The organism is Burkholderia sp. NRF60-BP8, assembly GCF_001522585.2.
GTDB lineage: Bacteria > Pseudomonadota > Gammaproteobacteria > Burkholderiales > Burkholderiaceae > Burkholderia.
Map to the genome: position 1 here is coordinate 572,685 of NZ_CP013374.1, position 25,200 is coordinate 597,884.

Sequence of the window (25,200 nt, forward strand, 5' to 3'; positions counted from 1 at the left end):
GCACGGCGTCACGCGAGCTTGCAGCCCGTCTTGTCGAGCGGCAGGAACGACTGGCCCGAGCTGACGATGTCGGCGTAGTCGTCCGCGTTCTTCATCCGGCCCTTCGGCTTGCCTTTCAGCAGGTAGTAGTTCTTCAGCACCTGGTGGTCGCCCTTGCGGATTTCCTCGGGCCCCGTCAGGCCGTCGTACTTCAACCCTTCCATCGCGGCGACGACCTTCTTCGGATCGGCGCTGCCGGCCTTCACCATCGCGTCGATCAGGATCTTCGAGCAGATGTACGAACCCGCGAGGCTGTAGTTCGGGTTCGCGTTGAACGCGGCGTTCGCGCGTTTCACCAGGTCGCGGTTCAGCGGCGAATCGATGCCGTGCCAGTACTGCGCGCCGAAATACACGCCGTCGCAGATGTCCGGGCCGAGCGCCTCGAACTGCTCGAGCCCCGACGCCCATGCGAGCAGGATCGTGCAGTTGCGCTTCATTCCGAAGCTGACGGCCTGGCGCAGCGTGTCCGACGATTGCGAGCCGAAGTTCAGGATCAGCAGCACGTCGGGCTGCGCGGCGGCCGCATTCGTCAGGTAGCCGCTGAACTCCTTTTCGGCGAGCGAGTGGTAGCTGTTGCCGACGTGCTCGATGCCCTTTTCCTTGAAGATCGCCTTCGCGGCCGACAGCAGCCCGTCGCCGAACACGTATTGCGGCGTGATCGTGTACCAGCGCTTCGCCTTCGGCAGCATCTGGATCAACGGGCGGACCGTCTGCTCGATCGCGCCGAAGGTCGGCACCGACCAGCGGAAGGTCGCCGCGTTGCAATCCTTGCCGGTGATCTCGTCCGCGCCGGCCGTGGTGATGAACACGCCGCCCGCCTTCTGGACTTCCTTGCCCATCGCCAGCGATTCGGACGACAGGATGCCGCCCGCGAAGAAGCGCACGCCCTTCTGTTGCGCGATCTCCTGCACGCGCCGCACGGCGGTCGCGGGCTTGCCCTCGGTGTCGAGCGCCGTATAGGCGAGCGGCGCGCCGAGCACCTTGCCGTATTGCTTGACGACCAACTGCATGCCGAGATCGGCGTACTTGCCGTTGGCGGCGAACGGGCCGGACATCGGCACCGGGCAGGCGAGCTGGATGGGCGAGCCCTGCGCGAACGCGACACGGGACGACATGCTGCCGAGCGCGCCCGGCACGGCCGACAGCGCGGCCAGTTTCAACAGTTCTCGGCGATTCAAGTTGACGCTCCTCATGATGGGGACACACGCGATACGACCGACTGCCAAACCGCGCCCACGCCCCTGCCGGATGCGCGCCGCCGGTTGATCCTATTTATCATGATAAATAGGATCAACCTGATGCTAGAGTTGATCAAAATTGGTGTCAATCAGGCAAAATTCCGTACCCGCGCGGGGCCGATCGTCGACGATGACGCGGCGCGCGGTCAGACAAAGGAGTCGTGAAGATGGTCATGGACCGAGCCAGGGCGGGCCTCGCGGTCGAAATCAAGCAGCCGAAGCGGGCCGATCTCGTCGCCGAGGAGATCAAGCGGCTGATCACCGAGAAGGACCTGAAGCCGGGCGACCGCCTGCCGCGCGAAGCCGAGCTGCAGCAGTTGTATGCGGTGAGCAAGAGCACGATCCGGGAAGCGCTGAAGTCGCTCGAGGTGCAGGGGCTCATCAAGGTCACGACGGGGCCGTCGGGCGGCGGGATGGTCGTCGAGGTGCCGCTCGACCGCACGCTTCAGCTTCTGCAGAACTATCTGTTCTTCAAGGACGTGACGATCGACGACATCTATACGGTGCGCAAGCTGCTCGAACCCGAGCTGGCCGCCGGCGCCGTGCCGCACCTGACCGAGCGCGACTTCGCGGCGCTGGAAGCGAACATCGCGTGCTGCGACGGCGCGTCGGGCGTGCACGATCGCGGTCACATGCTGCGTCAGCGGCAGGAGGACACGACGTTCCACGACATCCTCGCGGCCGCGAACCCGAATCCGTTCCTGCGCTTCAGTTGCGAACTGATCAACGAGATGATCCGGCAGTTGATCGAGTTCCGGAACGATACGCCGCTCGTCGAGCACAAGCGTTTCGGCGAAGCGAACGTGTCGATCCACAAGGCGATCCTGCAGGCCGCGCGCGAGCGCGACACCGAGCGTGTCCGCGCGCTGATGGTCGAGCACATGACCGAGGCGCCGAAGCATGTGAAGCGGATGAAAGGGAAGCTGCGCGGGCGGTTGATTCTCGATTCCGAGATCCGCAGGCGGGCCGCCGCTTCCGTTTCGGGATTCGATGCGGCCGCAACGGATCCGGAAGAACGCTGAGCGGCGGCAAACGCGGCGTGAACGCAAGGCCGACCGTTTCGCGGCGGTCCACGGCCTTCCGCCGCGCCAAGGTGACGGCGATGCGCCAGGCCGTCGCGTCCGAACGCCGCGAGCAGCGCTAGTACTGGCGGTGACGCGTTCGCCGCGCCGCTCTCCCAGGCGCTCAGGACGTCATCGCGCGTCGCCTTCCGTGTACCCGGTCGTCCCCTTCGTCTCCAGATACTCGACGAGGCCGAACTCCGCATACTCGCGGCCGTTGCCCGAACGCTTGTAGCCGCCGAACGGCGCGGCCGGGTTCCATGCCGGGTAGTTGATGTGGACGTTACCGACGCGCAACCGCGCCGCGATCCGCCGCGCGCGTTCGAGATCCTTCGACTGCACGTAGGCCGCGAGCCCGTAGACCGAATCGTTCGCGAGCGCGACGGCCTCGTCCTCGGTCCGGTAGGTCATGATCGACAACACCGGCCCGAAGATTTCCTCGGTTGCGATCGCCATGCCCGGCGCGACGTTCGAAAACACCGTCGGCCGCACGTAGAACCCGTCCGCGAGCCCCTCCGGCCGGCCGGGACCGCCGGCGACGAGTGTCGCACCCTCTTCGATCCCGAGGCGGATGAAATGCTGGATGCGATCGAACTGCGTGCGGCTGACCACCGGCCCGATGCCGGTTTCCGTCGAACGCGGATCGCCGACGACCGTGCGTTCCGCTTCCCGGCGCGCCGCCTGCTCGGCCCGCGCCAGATGATCGACGTGCACCAGCATGCGCGTCGGCGCATTGCACGACTGGCCGCTGTTGCTGAAGCAACTGCGCACGCCGCGCGTGACGGCATCGTCGATGTCCGCGTCGGGCAGGATCAGGTTCGGGCTCTTGCTGCCGAGCTCCTGGTGCACGCGCTTCACGGTGTCGGCCGCCGCCTTCGCGACCTCGACGCCCGCGCGCGTCGAGCCCGTGAACGACACCATGTCGACGTCCGGATGCCGCGACAGCGCGTCGCCCACTTCATGTCCGTAGCCGTGCACGAGGTTGAACACGCCGCGCGGCACGCCCGCTTCGTGCAGGATCTCCGCGAACAGGATCGCGCTGAACGGCGCGATCTCGCTCGGCTTGAGCACCATCGTGCAACCGGCCGCGAGCGCCGGCGCGACCTTGCACACGATCTGGTTGATCGGCCAGTTCCACGGCGTGATCAGCGCGCACACGCCGATCGGCTCGTGCGACACCAGCAGCGAACCGGTCTGCGTGCTGAATCGGAACGACTGCAGCGCGCGGATCGTGTGCTCGAGATGCGCGGTGCCGACCGCGGCCTGCATCGCCCGCGCGAACGCGATCGGCGCACCCATCTCCTGGCTGATCGTCTGCGCGACTTCTTCGTAGCGGCGCCGGTAGATCTCGAGCACGCGCGTCAGCAACGCGACGCGCTCGTCCACCGACCAGCGCGAGTACGTGTCGAAGGCCTGCTTCGCCGCGCCGACCGCATGGTCGACATCGGCCGCGCCGCCGATCGCGAGCCGTGCATACGGCCGCGCGGTGGCCGGATCGATCACGTCGATCGATCGCGCATCGGCCGGATCGCGCCACTGGCCGTCGATATAGGACTGTTGTGACGTTCGCATCGAATGCTCCTGAAATGAAGGATGCCGCACTCAGCGCGTCGCCCGCGCGTAGGTCTCGACGAGGATGTCGCGGATCCGCGCGACGAACCACACGATCTCGTCGCGCGACATCACGAGCGGCGGCGAAAACTGCACGATCGGCGTGCCTTCGTGATCGACACCCGCGCGGCACAGCAGCCCCGCGTCGAAGATCGCCGGCGCGAGCATCGTCGACACGAACGCCTGTGCGCCGATGCCGGCCGCCCAGCGGCGCGCCGCCTTGTCGGTCACGAGTTCGAGCGAGTAGTGATAGCCGTCGCCGCGCACGTCGCCCACGCACGGCAGCTCCAGCAGCTCGTCGAGCGTCCGGCGAAACACCGCTTCGTTGTCGCGAACGTTCGCGAGCACGCCTTCGCGCTCCATGATCGCGAGGTTCGCGAGCGCGGCCGTGCACGCGACCGGATGGCCGCCGTAGGTCGCGCCGTGCAGGAACATCTGCTGCGGCCCGTCGAGCACCGTGTCGACGACCGCATCGCTCGCGATCACGCCGCCGAGCGGCACGTAGCCCGACGCGATGCCTTTCGCGAACGTGATGATGTCCGGCTTCAACCCGTAGCGCGCCGACCCGAAGTACTCGCCGAGCCGCCCGAACCCGCAGATCACCTCGTCGGCCACGAGCAGCACGCCGTGCCGGTCGCAGATGTCGCGCAGCCCGGCCGCGTAGCCGGCCGGCGGCGTCAGGCTGCCGCCCGCGTTCTGCAACGGCTCGACGACGATCGCGGCGACCGTATCCGGCCCTTCCTGCACGATCAGCGATTCGATCTCGTCGAGCAGATGGCGTGTGAACTGCGCTTCCGTCTCGCCGGCCGGTCGGCCGTAGCGCTTCGTGTTGCCCACGTGCCGCACGCCTGACATCAGCGGCTCGAAATGCTTGCGGAAATTCGTCATCCCGTTCAGCGCGAGCGCGCCGAACGACGTGCCGTGATACGCGACGCGCCGTGCGATGAACTTGCGCCGCTGCGGCTCGCCGCGTGCCTGGTGATACTGGCGCACCAGCTTGATCGCCGATTCGTTCGACTCCGAGCCGCTCGACGTGAAGAACACGCGGTTCAGTCCTTCCGGCGCGAGCGCCGCGAGCCGGTGCGCAAGCCGGATCGCCGGTTCGTGGCCGACGCCCCAGTTGGTCGCGAACGGCAGCCTCACCATCTGCTCGCGGATCGCATCGCCGATCTCCGCGCCGTGGCTGTAGCCGACCTGCACGCAGTAAAGCCCGGCCAGCCCGTCGAAATAGCGCTTGCCGTTGCGGTCGACGAGCCAGCAGCCTTCGCCGCGCTCGAACACGGTCAGCGCGTTCTCGCGGTATGCATCGGCATGCGTGAAGTGCATCAGCAGATGGCGCTTGCCGAGCGCCTGCAGGTCCGCATCGAGATTGACGTCAACGGCATTCATGGATCACTCCTCCTTCAGGGTTTCAAAACCGGCATCGCGCAGCCGGTCATTCAGTTCATCGACAACGTCGGCGCCGGGCGCGTAAAGCCGCGCGTCAGCCAGACGAGCTGGCAGAGCCCGAGCGCGAGCCAGCCGATGCCGACGTAGAACGTCTGGCGCGACAGCCCGGACCAGAGCCACACGTTCATCGCGAAGCCGATCGCCGGCATCAGGCCGTATGCAATCCAGCCCGCGGCATGGCGATGCTCGGGCCGGCCCAGATAGCTGCGCATCACGCACAGGTTCACGATCGCGAACGCGACGAGCGCGCCGAAGCTGATCATCGTCGACGCGAGATCGAGCGTGATGAACAGCGCGGACAACGACACGACGCCGACCGCGAGCGTCGCGCGCACCGGCGTGCGCAGCCGCGCATGCAGATGGCCGAACACGCATTCGGGCAGCACGCGGTCGCGGCCCATCGCGAACAGCACGCGCGTCACGCTCGCCTGTCCGGCCATCGCGCTCGCGAAGCAGCCGGCCACGTATACCGCGACGAAGAACGCCGACAGCGTGCGGCCGCCGACCCGCCGCATCAGGTCGAGGCTCGCCGAATCGAGATCCTTGAACGCGTGCCAGTCGGGAAACACCAGTTGACCGACATACGCGATCAGCATGAACAGCAGGCCGCTTACGAGCGTGCAGAGCAGGATGGCGCGCGGCACCGTGCGCCGCGGCTCGCGCGTTTCCTCCGACAGCGTGGTGACCGCATCGAAGCCGAGGAACGACAGGCACAGGATCGCGGCGCCGGCGAAGATCGCGCGCGCATCGCCGGACGACGGCAACGCGATGGCCGTCGATAGTCCTTCGCCCGCCGCGACGTGCGCCGACGCGATGACGAACACCGCGATGAACACGAGCTGGCTGGCGATCAGAATCAGGTTCACGCGATTGACGAGCCGGATGCCGACGATGTTCAGCCCGGTGATCAGCGCGATGCTGCCGACGATCCACACGCTGGCCGGCACCGTCGGAAAGATCTGCTTCATGTAGATGCCGATCGCGAGGTAGCTGATCATCGGGATGAACAGGTAGTCCATCAGCAATGCCCAGCCGACCATGAAGCCGGCCGACGTGCCGAAGTTGCGGCTCGCGAACGTGTAGGCCGACCCGGCGCTCGGCATCAGCCGCGCCATGTGGCCGTAGCTGCGCGCGGTGAACAGCATCGCGATCAGCGTGATCGCATACGCGGCCGTCAGATGCCCGTTCGTCTCGCTCGTGACGAGGCCGTAGGTCGTGAACACCGTCATCGGCAACATATACGCGAGGCCGAAGATCACCAGCGTCACGAGTCCAAGCTGGTGAGGCTTGCGTGCGTCCGTGTGGCCGCGCTCCACGTACGCCTCGAACACGTGCGTCGCGGCGGCTGATGCGGTTCGACCTGGCCTGTCGTTGTCCATGCTGTCCTCACGTGGGTGGCGTCCATGACTTCAACACGCGTGCGTCCGGCGCGGCCGGCGGAGCACGACTGGAAGAAAGTGTGGTGCGCCAAAAAATCGACGACGAATGAGAAAAGCGGACGTAATCGAGGGATATTTCCGGACACACGGTCGGGCATCGTGCCGCGCCGCCCTGCATGCTGCTGTGCGGCACTGGCGTTTCGCGGACAATCCGGCTATGTTCGGTGCGACCCCGTCACCGCATCGGCACCATGAACAGTCGTTCCCAACGAAACCAGAGCCGCGCCGAACGCAGCCTGCGTTCGGCGCTCGGCCTCGCGCGCCCGGCCGGACGCCAGGAGGACATTCCCGCCACGGTTCACGCGATCGCGGTCGCGCTGGACGAGTGCCGCGTGCGGCACATCGACGGCGCCGCGCTGCTCGAAGGCACCGGGCTCGGCGCGGACGAAGTCGCATCGCCGAACCTGCACGTGAATCGGGGCCAGGAGCAACGTTGCTTTCGCAACCTGTTGCGCTGCAGCGGCGTGCCGTCGATCGGGCTGTCGATCGGCGCGCGGCTGCATGTGTCGACGCTGGGTCTCGCCGGCTACGCGATGCTGATCAGCGGCTCCGTGATCCAGGCGTTCCGCTGCATGGGCCAGTTTCCGCTGTTCATGGGGCTGTATTTCGACGTGCGCATCGACGCGCATGCCGGCGGCATGAGCGTGACCATCGGCCGCTACAACGGCGAGCCCGATCTCGAGGTGTTTCAGGTCGACATGTGCCTGTCGAGCCTGCGCCTGATCGTGTCCGATCTCGTCGGCAAGCCGGTGTGGCCCGAGCAGGTGCAGCTCGCGCGCCGCACGCCGCGCAATGCGGCCGACTACGCGCGCCACTTCGGCTGCCCGGTCGTCTTCAATGCGGCCGACAACCGGCTCGTGTTCACGTCGGTGAACGGCACCGAAGCGCCGCGCCTGGCGAACGAAGTCAGCTTCAATGCGCTGCACGGCCAGTGCGAAGTGCTCGAACGGCAGTGGGCCGCGTCGGTCGGCACGCGTTTCGCCGATCGCGCGAAGGAGTTGATGGCGCGCGACCTCGCGCGTTTCAAGTCGATGACGGCGCTCGCCAGCGCGCTGCATCTGACCGAACGCACGCTGCGCAGGCGGCTCGACAAGGACGGCATCACGTTCCAGTCGCTGCTCGACGACGTGCGTCGCGACGAAGCCGTGCGGTTGCTCGACGATCATGCGTTGACCGTCGCCGCGATCGCCGAGCGGCTCGGCTACAGCGAGCCGCGCAGCTTTCGTCACGCGTACCGGCGCTGGACCGGCAAGACGCCGCGGTCGGCGTCGGATGTCGACGCGTGACCCGATGCGCTACCGCTTCGCCCGGCTTTCGAGGATTCGGCATCACGCTTCGGTGAACGCACTGCCGGCCGCAGCGACGAGCCCGGCATCGCGCGATAACGATTTCATGTAGCGAAACCGCTCGCGCATCGCCCGTCGCTACGCAGGTTTCGCCCACTGATTCGGTCTTCGAATCAATTTCCATGCACGTCGCGCCACCCTATCGCACGACCGGCGACGCATCGCCGCGATCGTTCCCCACGGTAGACGCAATTATTTGATTGCTCTATACTCGCCTCAACTTCATCACAAAACGCATGATCTCGTGCGCAACGTGATGTCATTTCGCACTTCGTTGCGCATGCATCCGTTTCGCCACGTCAAAAGGGGCCACCGGCCCCAGCGGTCGGCATCGAGCCGCCCGCATCCATGCCGCCTTCACGAGGCGGCGCCCTGCTCGAACGCGCCTCGTCGTTACGGCGCCGCCGGGCTGAACCTGACAATCAGACGAACGCGTCGTCGCGTTCACCCGACCGCCAGCCGCACCTCGGTGCAGCCGGCAGCACTGTTTCCGTCAGTTCAATCGCGGCCATGCCGGGATCACGAACTTCCATCGCGACGCCATTCGGCGTCATCGCGGCGTGCGCGTGCGCGCGCCGCACCGGATTGAGGAGGCGTATCTTCATGACTCGACGCACTGTCCAGCTGGTGGGCAGCCTGGTGGCAATCATCGCAGCGGGATGGGCATTGGCGCGCGGCATCGGCGCCGACACGTTCCATCAGCGCTCGGACGATCTCGCCTACTACGCGGGCCAGCACATGCTGCTGGTCGCCTATTCGATGACACTGGCCATCGCCGTCGGCGTGCCGGCCGGCGTGCTGCTGAGCCGGCCGCGATTCCGGCATCAGGCCGAGCGTTTCATGCAGGTCTTCAACATCGGCAACACGATCCCGTCGCTCGCCGTGCTGGCCATCGCGCTCGGCATCTTCGGCATCGGCGACGTGCCCGCGATCGTCGCGCTGTTCCTCGCGTCGCTCCTGCCCGTCACGCGCAATGCGTACGAAGGCATGAAGAACGTGCCCGCCGCGCTGCGCGAAGCCGCCAAGGGCATCGGCATGACCGGCTGGCAGTCGCTGATTCGCGTGGAACTGCCCCACGCGCTGCCGATCATCGTCGGCGGCGTGCGCACCGCGCTCGCGATCAACGTCGGGACGGCGCCGCTCGCCTATCTGATCGGTGCGGACAGCCTCGGCTCGCTGATCTTCCCCGGCATCTACCTCGACAACCAGCCGCTGCTGCTGCTCGGCGCGTCGCTCACCGCGATCCTCGCACTGGTGCTGGACGGCGTCGTCGCGGCCGGCAGCCGTCACTGGCTCGCACGCCACGGAGGCGCCGCATGACGCTTCGACGCATCCTTCGATCGCTCGCGCGCCTGGGCATCGCCGGCGCGCTGTGCGTCGCGGCCGGCACACCGGCATTCGCCGCGAAGCTCGTGCTGGGCGCGAAGAACTTCACCGAGCAATACGTGCTGGCGGAACTCACGTCGCAATACCTGCGCTCGCGCGGCTATGACGTCGAAGTCCGCGCCGGCCTCGGCAGTACGCTCGCACGCAGCGCGCTGGAGAACGGCCAGTTCGACCTGATGTGGGATTACACGGGCACCGCGGCGCTCGTTTACAACAAGATCCAGGACAAGCTGTCGCCCGACGAAATGTACCGACGCGTCAAGGCGCGCGACGTGCCGCGCGGGCTCGTGTGGCTCGATGCGTCGCCGCTCAACGACACCTACGCGATCGGCCTGCCGAGCCGGCTCGCGCAGGTTACCGGCATCCGGACGGTGTCGCAGCTCGCCGAGCATCTGAAGCACGATCCGGCCGCGAAGCATTACGTATTCGGCATGGACGCGGAATTCGCGAACCGTCCCGACGGCCTGAAGCCGCTGCTCGCCGCCTACGGCATGCAGTTCAGCCGCGCTCAACTGAAACAGATGGATCCGGGGCTCGTCTATACGGCCCTGCACAACGACCAGTTGCAGATCGGCCTCGTCTACACGACCGACGGACGCGTGAAGGGCTTCGGCATCGTGCCGCTCGAGGACGACAGGCACTTCTTCCCGCCGTACAACGCGACGCCCGTGGTCCGCCAGGCCACGCTGGAGCGCAATCCGAAGCTCGCGACGCAACTCAACGCGCTGTCGGCCGTGCTCGACAACGACGCGATGCAGGCGATGGCCAAGGCGGTCGATCTCGACGGCCGATCGCCGCGCGACGTCGCCGATGCGTTCCTGCGCGCCCACCCGCTACCTTGAAGGAGGACCGATGAGCGTATTCGACTATCTCGCTTCGAGCTGGCCCGAGCTGCTGCAGCTCACGCTGCAGCACGTATGGCTCGTCGCGATCGCCGTGGGCTGCGCGATCGTCGCCGGCGTACCGCTCGGTATCCTGATCAATCGTCACGACTGGCTCGCGGGCCCGCTGCTCGGCCTCGCCACGCTCGTGCTCACGCTGCCGTCCATCGCGCTGTTCGGCCTGATGATCCCGTTCTTCTCGCGCTTCGGCCAGGGTATCGGCGCCGCGCCCGCGATCACCGCCGTGTTCCTCTACTCGCTGCTGCCGATCATGCGCAACACCTACCTCGCATTGCACAACGTGGATGCGGGGATCAAGGAAGCCGGCACCGGCATCGGCATGACGTCGTGGCAGCGCCTGCGTCTCGTCGACTTGCCGCTGGCGGTGCCCGTGATTCTCGCGGGCGTGCGCACCGCCGTCGTGATGAACATCGGCGTGATGACGATCGCCGCCGTGATCGGCGCGGGCGGCCTCGGCACGCTGATCCTGCGTGCGATCGGGCAGAGCAGCATGATGAAACTGCTGGTGGGCGCGGTGCTCGTGAGCCTGCTCGCGATCGTCGCCGACCGGCTGCTGCAGATGCTGCAACGTGCATTGACACCGAAGGGAGTGCAGAAGACATGATCGAACTCGACAAACTGACCAAGACTTTCACGCGCAAGGACGGCCAGGCCGTGCGCGCGGTCGACTCCGTGAGCCTGTCGGTGCCCGAAGGGGAAATCTGCGTGTTCCTCGGCCCGTCGGGCTGCGGCAAGACCACCACGCTCAAGATGATCAACCGGCTGATCCCCGCGACGTCGGGCCGCGTGCTCATCAACGGCGAGGATACGGCGCAGCTCGACGAAGTCGACCTGCGGCGCCACATCGGCTACGTGATCCAGCAGATCGGGCTGTTCCCGAACATGACGATCGAGGAGAACATCACCGTCGTGCCGCGCCTGCTCGGCTGGGACAAGAAGCGCTGCGCCGAACGCGCGCGCGACCTGATGTCGATGGTCGCGCTCGATCCGAAGCTGTACCTGAAACGCTATCCGCGCGAGCTGTCGGGCGGGCAGCAGCAGCGCATCGGCGTGATTCGCGCGCTGGCCGCCGATCCGCCCGTGCTGTTGATGGACGAGCCGTTCGGCGCGGTCGATCCGATCAATCGCGAATCGATCCAGAACGAGTTCTTCCAGATGCAGCGGCAACTGAACAAGACCGTGATCATGGTGAGCCACGACATCGACGAAGCGATCAAGCTGGGCGATCGCATCGCCGTGTTCCGGCGCGGCCAGCTCGTTCAGTACGATCACCCCGACACGCTGCTCGCCCGCCCGCGCGACGAGTTCGTCGCGCAGTTCGTCGGTCAGGACAGCACGCTCAAACGCCTGCTGCTCGTGAAGGCCGGCGACGCCGCCACGCAGCCCGAAACGGCGCGCGTCGATACGCCGCTCGCGCACGCGCTGGCGGTGATGGACGAAACCGACTGCCGCTACCTGACCGTGCTCGACGATGCGGGCCGGGCGCTCGGTTACGTGACGCGCCGCGCGGCACGCACCGACGGCGGCGTGTGCGGCGAACGCGTGACGCCGTTCCCTGCCGGCGTCGCGGCGGACGACAACCTGCGCATCGTGCTGTCGAAGATGTACCAGTACAGCATGTCGTGGATGCCCGTGCTCGACGCCGACGGGGCGTGGCTCGGCGAGATCACGCAGGATTCGATCGCCGCATACCTGAGCTCGGGCCGGTCGCGCCGGCAAACCGGCCAGCCGCCGGGCAGTCCGGCCGATGCGGCGGCCGCGGTCGCCACGTCCTGAGTCGCGCCGGGGCCGGCGCTGCGTCGCACCGGCATCGGGAAACGAACCGAATCGATGCCGCCCGTTGCAGAAAAGGACGGTCGTATTCGTTCGGATCGTGCAATCGAAAATCTGCAGCCCGAACGAATCGCGAATTGAATTGAATCGACACGGGCGATCGGCTGTCGTACGGCCCGACGCCACCGCGCAAACCGGGCGAACTGTGCGAGCCGTGCTGCCGTGCGTCGATGCGGCGTGGGTCGTGCGCAAAGTGCGGCTCAGCGACGGCCGGCTGACGCGGGTCGAACAGGCGCGCATTGGCAAGTTGAAGGCGCCGGCGCGCCGAATCGGCAAACGTCAGCGCAGCGGCGCGCGGATCTTTCCGTCGACCTTCAACGTGCGCCGCTCGCGCGCGGCCTCGTATTCGACCGTCTGCGCGGGCGTGACCGCGCCGTAGGATCGTCCGTTCACATAGACGACCCCGTCGCGCAACTCGACCCGGTCGCCGTCGACGATCGCGGTGGCCCGGCCGCCCTGCAACACCGCGCCCGAACAGCCGGCGGTCGAGAAGCTGCGGATCGACGCGCCCGGCATCGCGACGTTCCCGCCACCGCGATCCGCCGCATGCGCGGCGCTGCACGGCGGCGCATCCATGGTGCCGGCCGCGTGGAGCGGCGGCGCCCCGATGCCGCCCCCGGCAAGCAACGCGATCATCGTCGGCAACAGCTTGTTCATGGCGATCTCCGTAGTCCGCGGTCGTCGATCGACGATCGGCCGGCGATCCTGCCCGCAGATCGACCGGTCCGCCCAGTATGCGGCCGCTTCTCCATGCCCGGCCATCCGCTTCAATACCAGTCGCGCCCCGCCCCGGTTCGCCCCCCGCGCCTCGTCCGGTTGACCGTCGACCGCACGGAAGCACCGCCCCCGAAACACCGGCGCGCCCTCAAAATCCGCCTTGCCAAGGTTGCGACCCGCAACTATTATTGATTGCGATACGCAACCTTTCAGGAGCCGTTCATGGACCTCATCGACGCGCCGGCCAAGCCGCGCGACGCGACCATCCTCGAGCTGCGCGACTTCTCGCGCAAACTGGTGCGCGAGCTCGGCTTCATGCGGGCGACGCTGGCCGACAGCGACTGGGCGCCGTCGGCCGTGCACGCGATCCTCGAGATCGGGATGGCGCCCGGCATCAACGCGAAGGATCTCGGCGCCATCCTGCGGCTCGACAAATCGAACACGAGCCGGCAACTCGCGCGGCTCGAAGCGGCCGGGGTCGTGGAGCGGCGCGTGTCGAGCGAGGATGCACGTGCGATCGAGCTGTACCTGACCGCCGAAGGCAAAAAGCTCCGGAAACGAATCGACACGTTCGCGACCGACCAGGTGTCGAATGCGCTGCGCCGCATGATGCCGGCCGACCAGCAGGCGCTGCTACGTTCGCTCGCGCTGTATGCCGACGCGCTCGCCCAGGACAACGCGGCCAGGGCGCCCGTCGCGCCCGCCGACGCGCCGTCGATTCGCGAGGGCTATCAGCCGGGCTGCATCGGCGACATCGCCAGCCTGCATGCACGCTTCTACGCGGAACACTGGGGTTTCGGCGCCTTCTTCGAACAACGCGTGGCGACCGAGCTGGCCGCGTTCGCGGGCGCGCTGCCGGCCGACGGCAAGGCGCTGTGGCTATGCCAGGAAGACGGTCGCACGCTCGCGTCGCTCGCGATCGACGGCGACCCGGCGACGGGCGTCGCGCACCTGCGCTGGTTCATCGTCAACGACGCATTGCGCGGCTCGGGCGTCGGACGCCAGCTGATGACGCTGGCGATGCGCTTCGTCGACGATCACCGGTTTCGCGAAACCTATCTGTGCACCTTCAAGGGGCTCGATGCCGCGCGCCATCTGTACGAGTCGTTCGGCTTTGCGCTGACGAGCGAGTGCCCGGGTACGCAGTGGGGGACCGAGGTGGTCGAGCAGCGCTTCAGCCGGCCCGGGCCGGCTGGAGATTGAGCTCGGCGGCCAGCCATCGCGTCGCCTGTCGCCGTCGTTCCCGCACCGCGTGACCGGATTCGACCCGCGACTCGCCGGAACAACCGGAAACATCCATGCAGCGATTTACCCGACGGAGCCGCTAGGCACGCCGGTCGCCGCATACGCGTATCCCGACGAAAGCAATCGCGGCGATCCCGTGAACTACCGGCCCGCTTGCGCCTGCTCCACGGCGAACGTATCGCCGACGAACCGGATCACGTCGTCGAGCGACGACGTGCACACCGCGTCCGCGGCAAGCGAGCGAAACGCACCGTCCGGCCCGAAGCAGACGAGCGGCTTGCGCCAGCGCTGCGCGAGCGCAATCTCCTCGGCCGTACCGTGCCCGCCCGGCAGCGCGACGATCAGGTCGCTGCTCAGCACGTTCACGTAGTTGCGGTTGATCGTGTGCGGGGCCGCGCCCGGTTCGCGGCGCGGCAGCGGCGTGAGGACCGGAATGTCGACGAACGGATGCGGATAGCCGTCGAGCGGCACGAAGCCCGCGACCGGATCGGCCTGCGTCGGCAGGATGCCGATCGATCGGCCGGCCCGGCCGGGCACGCCGGCGAACGCGCGCGCGACCGCCAGCATCACGCCCTGCCCGCCGCCCGTCAGCAGGTTGAACCCGGCCTGCGCGAGCCACACGCCGAGCGGCTCCGAAAACGCGAGCCACGGCTCCTTGCCCGAGCCCATCACGCCGATCGTCCTGTTGTGTCGTTGCATCGTGGTTTCCGGTGAAATCGTGGCGGCGCGTGCGCACCGTGCTCATTCGAGCTCGACGCCCTTGAGCTCGGGGATCAGGGACAGCGTCGCGACCATGTCGAGCACGTAGAGGCCGGCGAGCAGCGCGATGGCCGTCTGGAACGAATAGTGCGCGGCGAGCGCGCCGACCGCGACCGGACCGAAGCCGCCGACCGCACGGCCGATGTTCCACAGCACGTTCTGCGCGGTCGCGCGTGCGGCCGTCGGATAGCCTTCCGACATCAGCGTCCCGTAGCCGCCGACCATCCCGTTGACGAACATGCCCATCAGCGCGCCGGCCCACAGCATCGCCGTCGGGTCCGACAGCCGCGCATACGCGACGACCGTCACGACCGAGCCGAGCTGATACAGCAGGAACGTCGGCTTGCGGCCGATGCGGTCGGCCAGTTGGCCGAACACCCAGACGCCGATCATCATCCCGACGACGGTCGCCGCCGTCCACAGCCCCGATTTCGTCAGCGAGAAACCCATCTGCTTCGACAGGAAGGTCGGCAGCCAGATCATGATTCCGTAGTAGCCGAAATTCTGGACCGAACACAGGATCACGATGCCGAGGCTCGTGCGCGCGGTGCGGCCGTCGGCGACGAGCATGCGGAACGCGTTGGGCTTCGGCTGCGTCGCGCGCTGCACGAACGCTTCCGGCTCGTGCAGCTTGTTGCGCATCGCCCAGGCGAGCAGCGCGGGCAGCACGCCGACCACGAACATGCCGCGCCAGCCGATGTGCAGCAGCAGAAACGGCGTCAGCAGCGCGGCCAGCAGCACGCCGGCCTGCCACCCCAGCGCGACGTAGCACGACACGCGGGCGCGCTTGTTTGCCGGCCACGCTTCGGCCGCGAGCGCCATGCCGATCCCGAACTCGCCGCCGAGGCCGATGCCCGCGATGGTGCGATAGACGAGCAGATCCTGGAAGCCTTGCGCGAATGCGCACAGGCCGGTGAAGATCGCGAACAGCAGGATCGTCCAGGTCAGCACGCGCACGCGCCCGTAGCGGTCGCTCAGCGCGCCGAACACGATGCCGCCCGCGACCGCGCCGATCAGCGTCCACGTGACCAGCGCGCCGCCCTGCCCGGGCGTCAGGTGCAGCGCCGCCGTGATCGCCGGCAGCATGAAGCCGAGGATCAACAGGTCGAAGCCGTCCATTGCATAGCCGATCGCCGACCCGGCCAGCGCTTTCCACGCGTACGCGCCGACCCGCTCCACGCGCGGGGCCGACGGGCCGCCGAGCGTCGAAGATTTCATGTTTGCTGCCATGGTGTCCTGCCACGAATGTCCGGCGACATTCTAAGGCCTGTGCCCGCGAACGACGGAGGCGACGCGTCGTGCCCGCGCTGGCCGGACGGCTGGCGGGAAAACGGCGGAAAATGCGTGGAAAAGGGAAAGGGAAAACGTGGATCCGGTGCGGCGGCGAGGCCGGCGATGTCGCGATCGGGCCGGACACCGGATGAAAGACGGCCGGCCGGCGGGGAATTGCCGGCCGGCCCGCGTGCGCGAACCGGACGGCGCCGGATGGCCTTGCGGCGCGGCGGGCTTCAGCCCTGATCGTCCCCCGGCCACCAGGTCTTGGCCCCGCGGTCGACGGCGAGCGCTTCGAGATCCTTGCCATCGAGCCATTTCGGCCGCGGGCCGCGCCCCGACCATGAGCGGCCGGTCGACGGATCGTAGTACTTGGCAGGCGCCTTGCGCTTGCGCTGAACGATGTAGCCGAGCGCGCTCAGCACTTCCTGCTGCGAAATTCCCAACAGCTCGACCTGTTCCTTGAAAGCCGCGAGCGCAGCTTGCTTCTCCTTCTGCTTTGCCTCCGACAGCTTGATGTTCAGGTCCCGAAGTTGTGCTTCGAGTTCCTGCAGGGCCTGGGTCATGTATTCATCCTCTTTGGGCATGTTTTTGCAAAAAGCTCCGATGGCCGAACCTACCACGAAGTTACGCCGATCGGGGCTGTCAAATAGGTGAATCGTCCACCTGAGCCGGCATGATTTGCGCGATGCGCACGAAACGACGTCGTGCGTCACCGACAGACAGGACCAGACCGGCAGCGGGCGGCACGCCGCGACGCATGCACGGGCGAGCGGTGGCGGCAAATGATTCGCCGCGCCATGGCACGGGCGCGGCATGGCGCGAATGATAGCAGTGCGCGGCGTCGCGATGCAGAAGTCGCCGACCGGAATCGACGCGAGCGCCGACGCTTCAGCGGTCCGCGCCGCCGGGCTCCCACGCGATCCGGTCGAACAGCGCGCGCAGCTTCGCGCCGCGCGCCGCATTCAGCGCCGTCGCATGCGCGACGCGCCCGGCCAGATGCGCACGAAAATCCGGATGCGCGTCGCGATTCTGCGACGCCGGGCCGAGCCGGATGCAGTTGGTCAGGATGGCCTTCAGGCGATCGAACGCGTCGCGCGGCAGGTTCGGATGACGATTGACGACCACGCCGGCCAGTTGCTGGCGCGTGCCGCGCCGCATCACGCGGGTCTTGCGCAATTGCAGCGCGAAGCCTTCCTCGAGTGCGATCGCGGCGACCCGGACCTGCAATCGCTCGATGTCGCGCGCGAGCGCGCCGCCGCCGGAAAACGCGAGGTCGTCCGCATAGCGCGTATAGGTCGCATCGAGCGAACGCGCGAGCGCGGCAAGCCGCATGTCGAACCGGAACGCGCACAGGTTCGCGAGCGCCGGCGACGTCGGCGCGCCCTGCGGCAGATGCCGTTCGCGATAGCGCTGGCGGCCGATCCAGTCGAAGCGGTCGCGCAAGTCCGGCGCGAGCAGCCGCGCCGACGGCACGCGATTGGTGCACAGCCCGGTGAGCGCACGCGCGACTTCGGCCGGATACCCGAGCGTCGCGAACAGCGCATGGACGCGCGCGGCGCGCACCGACACGAAGAAATCCGCGAGATCGAAGCGCACGACGACATCGCGATCCGCATGCGGCGCCGCGAACGACACGATCCCGTGCCCCTTGCGAAAACCGTGTACCGCGCCGTGCGGCGCGATGCGATCGAGCAGCCCGTGCAGGATGCGGCGTTGCGCTTCACGCAGCCGCCCCTTCGGGATTTCGACGAGGCGACACCCGCCGCTGCGCTTGTCGACCGCGACGTACGTGTAGTGATGCAGCGGCGAGGCGCTGCCGCGCGCGTCGACGCGCCAATGATCGGACAGCCAGTCGAGTTCCGGCGTGCTCACCCCGAGCCAGCCGGCGAGATCGCCGGGCGTCGGCCATTGCGGCACGTCGCAGCCGGCGAGCGGCGCCGGCAACGGTCGCTGCACCAGCGGTCGCCGCACGATGCGGATCACCGCCGGCCGGCGGTCGCCATACCATGCGCGCACGAACGCGGGCGCCTCGGCCAGGGTCGCCGCGAGCACGTCGGTGTCGGTATCGGCCCAGTTCGTGCCGAAGCGCACGAGTGCGAGGCTCGCGCATTCGTGCGTCCACGGTGGCGCTTCGCCGAGCACGGCGGCCAGCCGGGCGACGACGCCGTCGCGTTCGGGCGGACCGGCGAGCATCGCCTCGGCAATCGTGCGGGTGGTGTCGCGCAGGGATGAGTGCATGGCAAACGAGAGGCGGGACGATGAGTCAACGTGGCTGGTGCTGCGAGAGCAGTCGTTGCGCAACGCGCAACCCGCGCGCTTGCGACGCATCGGCGTATCGATCCGATCCACGGGGTAGCCCCGTGGTCCTGGAACATCGGCTGCCTGTTCCGGGCGTGTGCTTGACCCACCGCCCCGCGTCGGCGACTTTAACGGCCGGCGCCGCCCGGTGTCAAACCGAGCCGGACGATGCGCGGTGGCGCCGCGCTTATGGCCGCCGGGAACTCGCGCAGTGTATCGCCTTTCGATGCAGGTACGGCAGGGTTCCATCACGACCCATGCGACTGCATCGGCCATCGCCGGCTGAAACGGCATACGGTCCGCTCCGCCCGGATCCGCCCCGCTTTCCTACATCGTGCCCGCCAGATGAAACCGCGACGCCGGATGCCACAGCCTGACCGACGTGGCGACCTGCTCGCCGACCCACGTACGGCGTCGCAGCAGCAAGCACGGTTCACCGATTTCCATCACGAGATGCCGACGCACCTGCGCATTGGGCTTCTCCGCGTAGATCCGGAACTCCGCACGCTGGATCGGCGCCAGGCGCACCATGTAATGATTCGGCGTCTCGATCGTGAAGTCCTGCTCCAGATACGCGGGAAACAACGCCGGATTGACGTAGCGATCCTCGAACTGGATCGGTTCGTCCTCCTCGTAATGCACGATACGCGAATGAAACACGGGCCCGGTGCGCAGGCCGAGCGCATCGATCGCGTCCGGGTCGACGCTGCGCTCGATCAGCAGGACGCGCGCACTGTGCCGATGGCCGCGCTCGGCGATCTCGTCCGCGATGTTGCGGATCTCCAGCACCGTCGACTCGTAATGCCGGCGCTCGACGAACGTGCCGGCCCCCTGGATGCGCGTCAGCACGCGCTCGGACGTCAGTTCGCGCAGCGCGCGCGACACCGTCATCCGGGCCACGCCGAATTCCTTGACCAGTTCGGCCTCGGTCGGGATCGCGGCGCCGGGCTTCCAGTCGCCCTTCGCGATCCGCTCGACGACGTAGCGCTTGATCTGCTGATAGGCCGGCAACGCCCGCGCCGGTATGGTGTCGGCCGACGTCAACGCCGGCCGTGCGGAAAGTTTGCGTTCCGTTTCGCTCATGCGCCCTCGACCGAATGAATGGTGGGTGATCGGCCTGTCCTCGACCGTCGTCACTGCAACGGCGGCGGCACACCGGCGACGATGCCGGCCGCGATCGCGATGTCGTCCGCGAGCGGCCGGTCGTCGTGATAAGCCGGCACGCGGGCGCGCACATGCCGCCACAGCGCGTCGGTCGATGCGGCCCGCCCCGTTTCGTCCGGCTGCAAGTCGTACGCCTGCGCGGCGGCCAGCAGCTCGATCGCGAGCACGCGCGTCGTATTCTCGATGATGTCGAGCGCCTTCAGCGCGGCCGGCGTCGCATGGCACAGGTGATCTTCCTGCAGCCCCGACGTGATGCCGCCGTCGAGGCTCGCCGGCGCGGCAAGCCGCTGATTCTGCGCGACCAGCGCGACCGCCGTGTACTGCGCGATCATGAAACCCGAACAACTGCCTCCCGGCGCGGCAAGAAACGCCGGCAGCCCGCTGACCAGCGGATTCACGAGCCGGTCGAGACGCCGCTCGGCGATCGCCGCGACCTGGGCCATCGCCGCCGCGAGGCTGTCCATCGCGAGCGCGATGCCCGCGCCGACCGCATGCGCCTGCGAATGCACGGCCGGCGCCTCTCGCGTGCCGGCCACGATCGGATTGTCGGTAACGGACGCGAGTTCGCGATCGACGACCTCCGCCGTGACGTCGAACACGTCGCGCGCCGCGCCGTGCACGTGCGGAATCGTGCGCAGGCTGAGCGGATCCTGCGTATGCCGGCCGCTCGCCGCGGCAAGCATGCCGCTGTCCGCCAGCAGCGCGCGCAAACGCGCGCCGACCTGCCCGATACCGGGCGAAATCCGCAACGCGAGCGAAGCCGAATCGAATGCGGCGAGTTGCCCGCCCAGGTTCTCGAAGCTCATCGCCGCGATCCAGTCAGCCCAGTCGAGCAACCGCTCGGCGCGGGCCAGCGCCAACGCCGCCAGCCCCGTGACGCACGGCGTCCCGTTGACCAGGCTCAACCCTTCCTTCGCGCCGAGGACCAGCGGTTCGCGGCCGATGCGCCGCAGCGCCTCGTCGCCGCGCACGCGTTCGCCGCGATGGCGCGCATGGCCGTGCCCGACGCACACGAGAGCGACGTGCGCCATGTGGGTCAGATACCCGACCGAGCCATGCGCCGGCACTTCGGGGAGGCAATCGTGCTCGAGCAGCGCGACGAGCTGTTCGACGACGTCGGCGCGGACGCCCGAATGCCCGTGCGCATAGTTGTTGATCGCGGCCGCGATGATCGCGCGCGTTTCGGCTGCGCCGAGCGGCATGCCGACGCCCACCGCGTGACTCATCAGGATGTTGTGCGACAGCGTGCTCTGCTGTGCCGGCGACACGATCACGTCGCATAGCGCGCCGACGCCGGTATTGACGCCGTATGCGCGAATCCCGCGCGCGACGATCTCGTCGACGAGTTCGCGAGCGGCGGCGACGCGCGTGCGCGCATCGTCGGCCAACGCCAGCGGCTCGCCGGCCGCCACGGCCGCGACCTGTCGCCAGTCGAGCGGCTGCGCCGCACGGAATAGGGTCATGGCAGCCTCAGTTCGCGGTGCGGTCGTGATGGCTCGACACGAATTGCCGGAAGCGCTCGGAGGTCTGCCCGCCGAACACGTGGTCGGGCGTCCCGTCCGTATCGACCTCGCCTTGATGGAGGAACATCACACGATTCGACACGTGGCGCGCAAAACCCATTTCGTGCGTGACGACCAGCATCGTGCGCCCCTCCTCCGCCAGCGAGCGCATCACGCGCAGCACCTCGCCGACCAGCTCGGGGTCGAGCGCCGACGTCGGTTCGTCGAACAGCATCACCTTCGGATGCATCGCCAGCGCGCGGGCAATGGCGACCCGTTGCTGCTGGCCGCCCGACAGGTGCGCGGGATAGTAGCCGCGCTTGTCCGCGAGACCGACGCGTGCGAGCAGCGCCTCCGCTTCCTCCACCGCTTCCGCGCGACTGCGCTTCTGCACGCGCAGCGGCCCCTCGACGAGGTTGTCGAGCACCGTCATGTGCGACCACAGGTTGAAGTTCTGAAATACCATCCCGAGCTGCGAGCGGATCCGGTCGACCTGGCGCCGGTCGCTCGGATGCAGCTTGCCGTCGCGCGCGCGCTTCATCGCCAGCGCTTCGCCCGCGAGCGCGACGGAGCCGTCGTCGGGCGTCTCGAGCAGGTTCAGGCAGCGCAGGAACGTGCTCTTGCCCGAGCCGCTCGCGCCGAGGATCGAGATGACGTCACCCTCGTGCGCGTCGAGCGAAATGCCCTTCAACACATGATGATCGCCGAACGACTTGTGGATGTTTCTGACCGACAGCGCAACGGGAGCAGGGGTGTTCATCGGATTCTCTCTGAAAGGACGGGGAACGCTCAGGATGCGGCGCGCCGGGGATTGGGCGTCGCCGCGGCGGGCGCACCGGACGGCTTCGGCGCACGCAGGTGCGCGGAGAGCCGCCATTCGAGCGCGCCGAGCAGGCGCACGACGATGAAGTTCAGGCACAGATAGATGATGGCCGCGCAGACGAACACCTCGGTCGTCCGATAGGTTTGCTGAATGATTTGCTGCGCGACGCCCGTCACTTCCCACACCGTGACGAGGCTCGCGAGCGCGGTCGACTTGACGAGCAGCACGGCCTCGGTCGAGTACGCCGGCAGGCACTGGCGCAGCGCGATCGGGCCGATCACGCGCCGCAGCAGCGAGAAACCCGACAGGCCGATGGAATACCCGGCCTCGATCTGCCCGACCGGTACGGCCATCAACCCGCCGCGCAGGATTTCGGCCGTGTAGCCGGCGGTGCACAGCGCAAGCGACAGCACCGCGCATACGTACGGCTCGCGCAGCACCGGCCACATGAAGCTCTCGCGGATCACGCCGAACTGGCCGAGCCCGTAATACACGAGGAACATCTGGATCAGCAGCGGCGAGCCGCGAAACACGAGGATGTAGGCGCGCGCGAAGCGGTTCGGCAGCCAGTGCGGCGACACGCGCATCGTGACGATCACGAGCGACAGCAGGCCGCCGAGCACGAGCGACGCGAAGAACAGACCGAGCGTGGTCGGCACGGCCGCGAGCAGCTGGCGCAGCGTATCGACGAGAAAATCGAAATCGATGGACATGCCCGTTCTCCGTCAGTTGCGCGCGAAATTGCGGCGGAACGACCGGCCGACGAGCGCTTCCGCCCGGTTGAACACGCGGTTCGACAAGCCCGTCATCAGCAGATACAACGCACCGCCCGCGACGAAGAATACGAAGTACTGGTGCGTCGAATTGGCGGCGATCTGGCTCGTGCGGAGCAGCTCGGCAAGACCGGTGACCGAGATCAGTGCGGAGTCCTTCAGGCTCAGTTGCCACACGTTGCCGATACCGGGCAGCGCGAAGCGCAGCACCTGCGGAACCAGGATACGCCGCAGCACCATCGCGCGCGGCATGCCGATCGAGCGTGCCGCTTCGAGCTCGCCTTTCGCGACGGCGAGCACCGCCGCGCGATAGACCTCGGCCTGATAGGCGCCCGAGATCATCCCGACCGCGAGCGCGCCGATCACGAACGGCGGCACGCCGATGAACCCTTCCGCGCCGAACCACTGGCCGACGGTCGTCACGAGCGTCGAGCCGCCGAAGTAGAACAGATAGATGACGAGCAGTTCGGGCACGCCGCGAAATACCGTCGTATATAGATCGCCGAGCAGCCGGGCGGTGCGGTAGCGCGACAGCTTCGCGGCCGCGATCGCCGCGCCGATCGCCGCGCCGACCGCGAGCGCGGCAAGCGTCAGCGCGACCGTCATCAGCGCGGCGAGCAGCAGCACACCGCCCCAGCCTTCGGATCCGAAGCCGAGCATTTCAAGAATCGCCATGCGTGCCTCCCGGCATGCGTTGAGTGAATCCGCTGGATGCGTGCCGCCGCGCGCCGTTCGACGAACTTACGCGGCGGCCGAACGCGCGCTTACGGCGTGACGTCGGTCTTGAACCACTTGTCGGCGAGCTTCTTCACGGTGCCGTCCGCGAGCGCCGCGGCGATCGCCGTATCGAACTTCGTCTTCAGGTCGGCATCCTGCTTGCGAAACGCGAGCCCCTCGCCCGGCCCCCAGATCGGGCCGCCGAGCTTCGGCCCCGCGAGCACGATCGATGCGTTGTCCTTCTTCGCGTTGTTCGCCGCGTAGTACGTGACATCGTCGAACGAGGCATCGATGCGCCCGGCGACCAGGTCGAGATCGCGCTCCGGCGACGTCTTGTACACGCGGATCGACGCGATGTCCTTGAAGCTGTCGTTGATGAATTTCGTGTAGACGGTGCCCGACTGGATCCCGATCGTCTTGCCCTTCAATTGCTTGCGCAGCGTGTCGACGGTGGGCTTGTCCGTGTTGGCGTCACCCGTCAGCTTGACGATCGGCGCGCCGGGCGCGGCCTTCGGCAGGATCTTCGTATCGGTGACGGCGAACGTCGCCGGCGTCGCCGCATACGGACGCGAGAACAGCAGGATCTTTTCGCGCTCAGGCGTGATGGAAATCGCATCCATCAGGATATCGAACTTGCCGGCCTGCAGGCCGGGAATCATCCCGTCCCAGTCCTGCGCGACCATGTTGCACTGCACCTTGATGCGCTCGCACACGTTGGCGAGCAGTTCCGGTTCGAAACCGCCCAGCTTGCCGCCCGGCAGCGTGAGGTTCCACGGCGCGTAGCCGCCTTCGAGCGCGACCGTCACCGTCTTCCATTCCTTTGCCTGCACCGGTGCCGCAAGCGTTGCCGCCGCTGCCGCGATGACGCCGATCGTCCTGATTGCCCATTTGATGCGCTTGCCGTTCACGAGCTTTCTCCTTGCGTTGAGGTTCGCCATCCCTTCGGTGCCAGCAAGCCGCCTCAGGAATTTGTCTATACAAGCATGCAAGAAGAAAAACAGCGAGACAAGCAGCGATCAATAAAAACCGGGGAAACGCGGGAAATCCCCTAATTCAAGGGCTCTGGCGCGCATCGTTGCAGGGAATTTCGGCACACGTTTGGTGCAGCTCGGCAGGCCGAATCTCAAGGATGACTAGACAAATTCTGAATTCGATCGCCAGGTGGGCCACGTCGTTTGCGTTTCTCGCCCGCGTCGATGTCCGCCGGTTCGTCCGGGACGGATGGCTGTATCCACCCCGGCCGACTCGTCGCGACGTTCCCGTCGAGGTGGCACATCGACGGCTGCACGATCGCGCAGTCGTCGTGAGGCATGACGATCGCGTCGTCGCCGTCGTTGGCTATCTCGGTGCCCGCCTTCGCGCTCACGCCGAGCCCCGTGAACGGCCGCGGGAACCGAAAATCCATCGGGCGCGCGGCGACCGGCTCCGTGATCTCGACGAACTTCCGCCGCACCGGCGCGGCTTGCGTCGGAAACGCCGCGACATCGTCGCGCGCGACGACGCCCGCGTGCAGCGGGAAGCGCGCGGCGCTGTCGAGCACGGCCTGGCCCCCGAGCGAGCGGTGAACGGCTGTACGATCCTCGGCGAATGGGCTCGTCGATGTCGGCGGGACGCCGCGAGCCG

24 protein-coding genes are annotated in these 25,200 nt (G+C 67.6%); 7 read left to right on the forward strand and 17 right to left on the reverse strand.

All coding sequences use genetic code 11. From position 1 onward, the window contains the following. Positions 1–8: 8 nt before the first annotated feature. Complete coding sequence (locus WS54_RS32200; protein WP_034208916.1) at positions 9–1,217, reverse strand: ABC transporter substrate-binding protein; 1,209 nt, start codon at positions 1,215–1,217, stop codon at positions 9–11. Between the two features lie 227 nt (positions 1,218–1,444). Between WS54_RS32200 and WS54_RS32205 the strand changes: the two genes are divergently transcribed. After that, positions 1,445–2,299 carry a FadR/GntR family transcriptional regulator gene (locus WS54_RS32205; RefSeq protein WP_034208914.1) on the forward strand — a complete coding sequence of 285 codons (855 nt, stop codon included), beginning with the start codon at positions 1,445–1,447 and terminating at the stop codon, positions 2,297–2,299. 171 nt (positions 2,300–2,470) lie between these two features. Here the strand turns inward: WS54_RS32205 and WS54_RS32210 are convergent, their stop codons facing one another. The 3 genes from WS54_RS32210 to WS54_RS32220 are packed head-to-tail and all read right to left on the reverse strand — an operon-like array spanning position 2,471 to position 6,777. Beyond that, a complete protein-coding gene (locus WS54_RS32210) occupies positions 2,471–3,910 on the reverse strand; it encodes an aldehyde dehydrogenase family protein (RefSeq protein WP_059781900.1) in 1,440 nt (479 codons plus the stop codon). Positions 3,911–3,940: 30 nt separating this feature from the next. Beyond that, positions 3,941–5,338, reverse strand: a complete 1,398-nt coding sequence (locus tag WS54_RS32215) for an aspartate aminotransferase family protein (protein ID WP_059781902.1) — start codon at positions 5,336–5,338, stop codon at positions 3,941–3,943. 50 nt (positions 5,339–5,388) lie between these two features. Further along, the gene (locus WS54_RS32220) at positions 5,389–6,777 is read right to left on the reverse strand and encodes an APC family permease (protein WP_059781904.1); all 1,389 of its coding nucleotides are present in this window, start codon (positions 6,775–6,777) and stop codon (positions 5,389–5,391) included. Positions 6,778–7,028: 251 nt separating this feature from the next. On the opposite strand from WS54_RS32220, the gene WS54_RS32225 reads away from it, so the two are divergent. Then, positions 7,029–8,123, forward strand: coding sequence for an AraC family transcriptional regulator (locus WS54_RS32225; RefSeq protein WP_059781906.1), 1,095 nt, complete (start codon positions 7,029–7,031; stop codon positions 8,121–8,123). A 482-nt stretch (positions 8,124–8,605) separates the two neighbouring features. Here WS54_RS32225 and WS54_RS32235 read toward each other — a convergent pair whose 3' ends face one another. Beyond that, entirely contained in the window at positions 8,606–8,788 is a 183-nt protein-coding gene (locus tag WS54_RS32235; RefSeq protein ID WP_059498731.1) for a hypothetical protein, read from the reverse strand. Between WS54_RS32235 and WS54_RS32240 the strand changes: the two genes are divergently transcribed. From WS54_RS32240 to WS54_RS32255, 4 genes are read left to right on the forward strand one after another with little or no spacing between them, the layout of a single operon-like run. Next, complete coding sequence (locus tag WS54_RS32240) at positions 8,787–9,503, forward strand: ABC transporter permease (RefSeq protein ID WP_059781908.1); 717 nt, start codon at positions 8,787–8,789, stop codon at positions 9,501–9,503. The two genes, WS54_RS32235 and WS54_RS32240, sit on opposite strands and share 2 nt — an antisense overlap. Next, positions 9,500–10,411, forward strand: a complete 912-nt coding sequence (locus tag WS54_RS32245; protein ID WP_059781909.1) for a glycine betaine ABC transporter substrate-binding protein — start codon at positions 9,500–9,502, stop codon at positions 10,409–10,411. The genes WS54_RS32240 and WS54_RS32245 overlap by 4 nt, the downstream gene beginning before the upstream one ends. Positions 10,412–10,421: 10 nt before the next feature. Further along, the gene (locus WS54_RS32250) at positions 10,422–11,075 is read left to right on the forward strand and encodes an ABC transporter permease (RefSeq protein WP_034208907.1); all 654 of its coding nucleotides are present in this window, start codon (positions 10,422–10,424) and stop codon (positions 11,073–11,075) included. After that, on the forward strand, positions 11,072–12,247 hold the full coding sequence (locus WS54_RS32255; protein WP_034208906.1) for an osmoprotectant ABC transporter ATP-binding protein OsmV: 1,176 nt from the start codon (positions 11,072–11,074) through the stop codon (positions 12,245–12,247). Before WS54_RS32250 ends, WS54_RS32255 begins: the two co-directional genes overlap by 4 nt. Positions 12,248–12,583: 336 nt before the next feature. Here the strand turns inward: WS54_RS32255 and WS54_RS32260 are convergent, their stop codons facing one another. Further along, the gene (locus tag WS54_RS32260) at positions 12,584–13,075 is read right to left on the reverse strand and encodes a sugar ABC transporter ATPase (RefSeq protein ID WP_442861326.1); all 492 of its coding nucleotides are present in this window, start codon (positions 13,073–13,075) and stop codon (positions 12,584–12,586) included. A gap of 168 nt (positions 13,076–13,243) precedes the next feature. Between WS54_RS32260 and WS54_RS32265 the strand changes: the two genes are divergently transcribed. Beyond that, positions 13,244–14,224 carry a bifunctional helix-turn-helix transcriptional regulator/GNAT family N-acetyltransferase gene (locus WS54_RS32265; protein WP_059781912.1) on the forward strand — a complete coding sequence of 327 codons (981 nt, stop codon included), beginning with the start codon at positions 13,244–13,246 and terminating at the stop codon, positions 14,222–14,224. Between the two features lie 183 nt (positions 14,225–14,407). On the opposite strand, the gene WS54_RS32270 is transcribed toward WS54_RS32265, so the two are convergent. The 11 genes from WS54_RS32270 to WS54_RS32325 all read right to left on the reverse strand — a co-directional run bounded on the left by WS54_RS32270 (position 14,408) and on the right by WS54_RS32325 (position 25,117). Then, the gene (locus WS54_RS32270) at positions 14,408–14,965 is read right to left on the reverse strand and encodes a hypothetical protein (RefSeq protein WP_059781915.1); all 558 of its coding nucleotides are present in this window, start codon (positions 14,963–14,965) and stop codon (positions 14,408–14,410) included. A 42-nt stretch (positions 14,966–15,007) separates the two neighbouring features. After that, positions 15,008–16,255: an MFS transporter gene (locus tag WS54_RS32275; RefSeq protein WP_059781917.1), complete on the reverse strand. Its 1,248-nt coding sequence runs from the start codon at positions 16,253–16,255 to the stop codon at positions 15,008–15,010. Positions 16,256–16,533: 278 nt separating this feature from the next. Continuing rightward, complete coding sequence (locus WS54_RS32280) at positions 16,534–16,863, reverse strand: H-NS histone family protein (protein WP_034208901.1); 330 nt, start codon at positions 16,861–16,863, stop codon at positions 16,534–16,536. Positions 16,864–17,188: 325 nt separating this feature from the next. After that, positions 17,189–18,538, reverse strand: a complete 1,350-nt coding sequence (locus WS54_RS32290) for a reverse transcriptase family protein (RefSeq protein ID WP_059781919.1) — start codon at positions 18,536–18,538, stop codon at positions 17,189–17,191. Positions 18,539–18,925: 387 nt separating this feature from the next. After that, the gene (gene hutC, locus WS54_RS32295; protein ID WP_059781920.1) at positions 18,926–19,681 is read right to left on the reverse strand and encodes a histidine utilization repressor; all 756 of its coding nucleotides are present in this window, start codon (positions 19,679–19,681) and stop codon (positions 18,926–18,928) included. A gap of 50 nt (positions 19,682–19,731) precedes the next feature. Beyond that, the gene (locus tag WS54_RS32300) at positions 19,732–21,225 is read right to left on the reverse strand and encodes an HAL/PAL/TAL family ammonia-lyase (RefSeq protein ID WP_059781922.1); all 1,494 of its coding nucleotides are present in this window, start codon (positions 21,223–21,225) and stop codon (positions 19,732–19,734) included. A 7-nt stretch (positions 21,226–21,232) separates the two neighbouring features. Further along, a complete protein-coding gene (locus tag WS54_RS32305) occupies positions 21,233–22,024 on the reverse strand; it encodes an ABC transporter ATP-binding protein (protein ID WP_059781924.1) in 792 nt (263 codons plus the stop codon). A 29-nt stretch (positions 22,025–22,053) separates the two neighbouring features. Continuing rightward, positions 22,054–22,800 (reverse strand): ABC transporter permease, encoded by a 747-nt coding sequence (locus WS54_RS32310; protein WP_034208896.1) that lies wholly within the window; start codon positions 22,798–22,800, stop codon positions 22,054–22,056. A 12-nt stretch (positions 22,801–22,812) separates the two neighbouring features. Continuing rightward, the gene (locus WS54_RS32315) at positions 22,813–23,535 is read right to left on the reverse strand and encodes an ABC transporter permease (RefSeq protein WP_059781926.1); all 723 of its coding nucleotides are present in this window, start codon (positions 23,533–23,535) and stop codon (positions 22,813–22,815) included. Positions 23,536–23,624: 89 nt separating this feature from the next. Continuing rightward, on the reverse strand, positions 23,625–24,485 hold the full coding sequence (locus WS54_RS32320; RefSeq protein WP_034209453.1) for a transporter substrate-binding domain-containing protein: 861 nt from the start codon (positions 24,483–24,485) through the stop codon (positions 23,625–23,627). 215 nt (positions 24,486–24,700) lie between these two features. Next, entirely contained in the window at positions 24,701–25,117 is a 417-nt protein-coding gene (locus tag WS54_RS32325; protein ID WP_059781928.1) for a hypothetical protein, read from the reverse strand. Positions 25,118–25,200 lie beyond the last annotated feature (83 nt).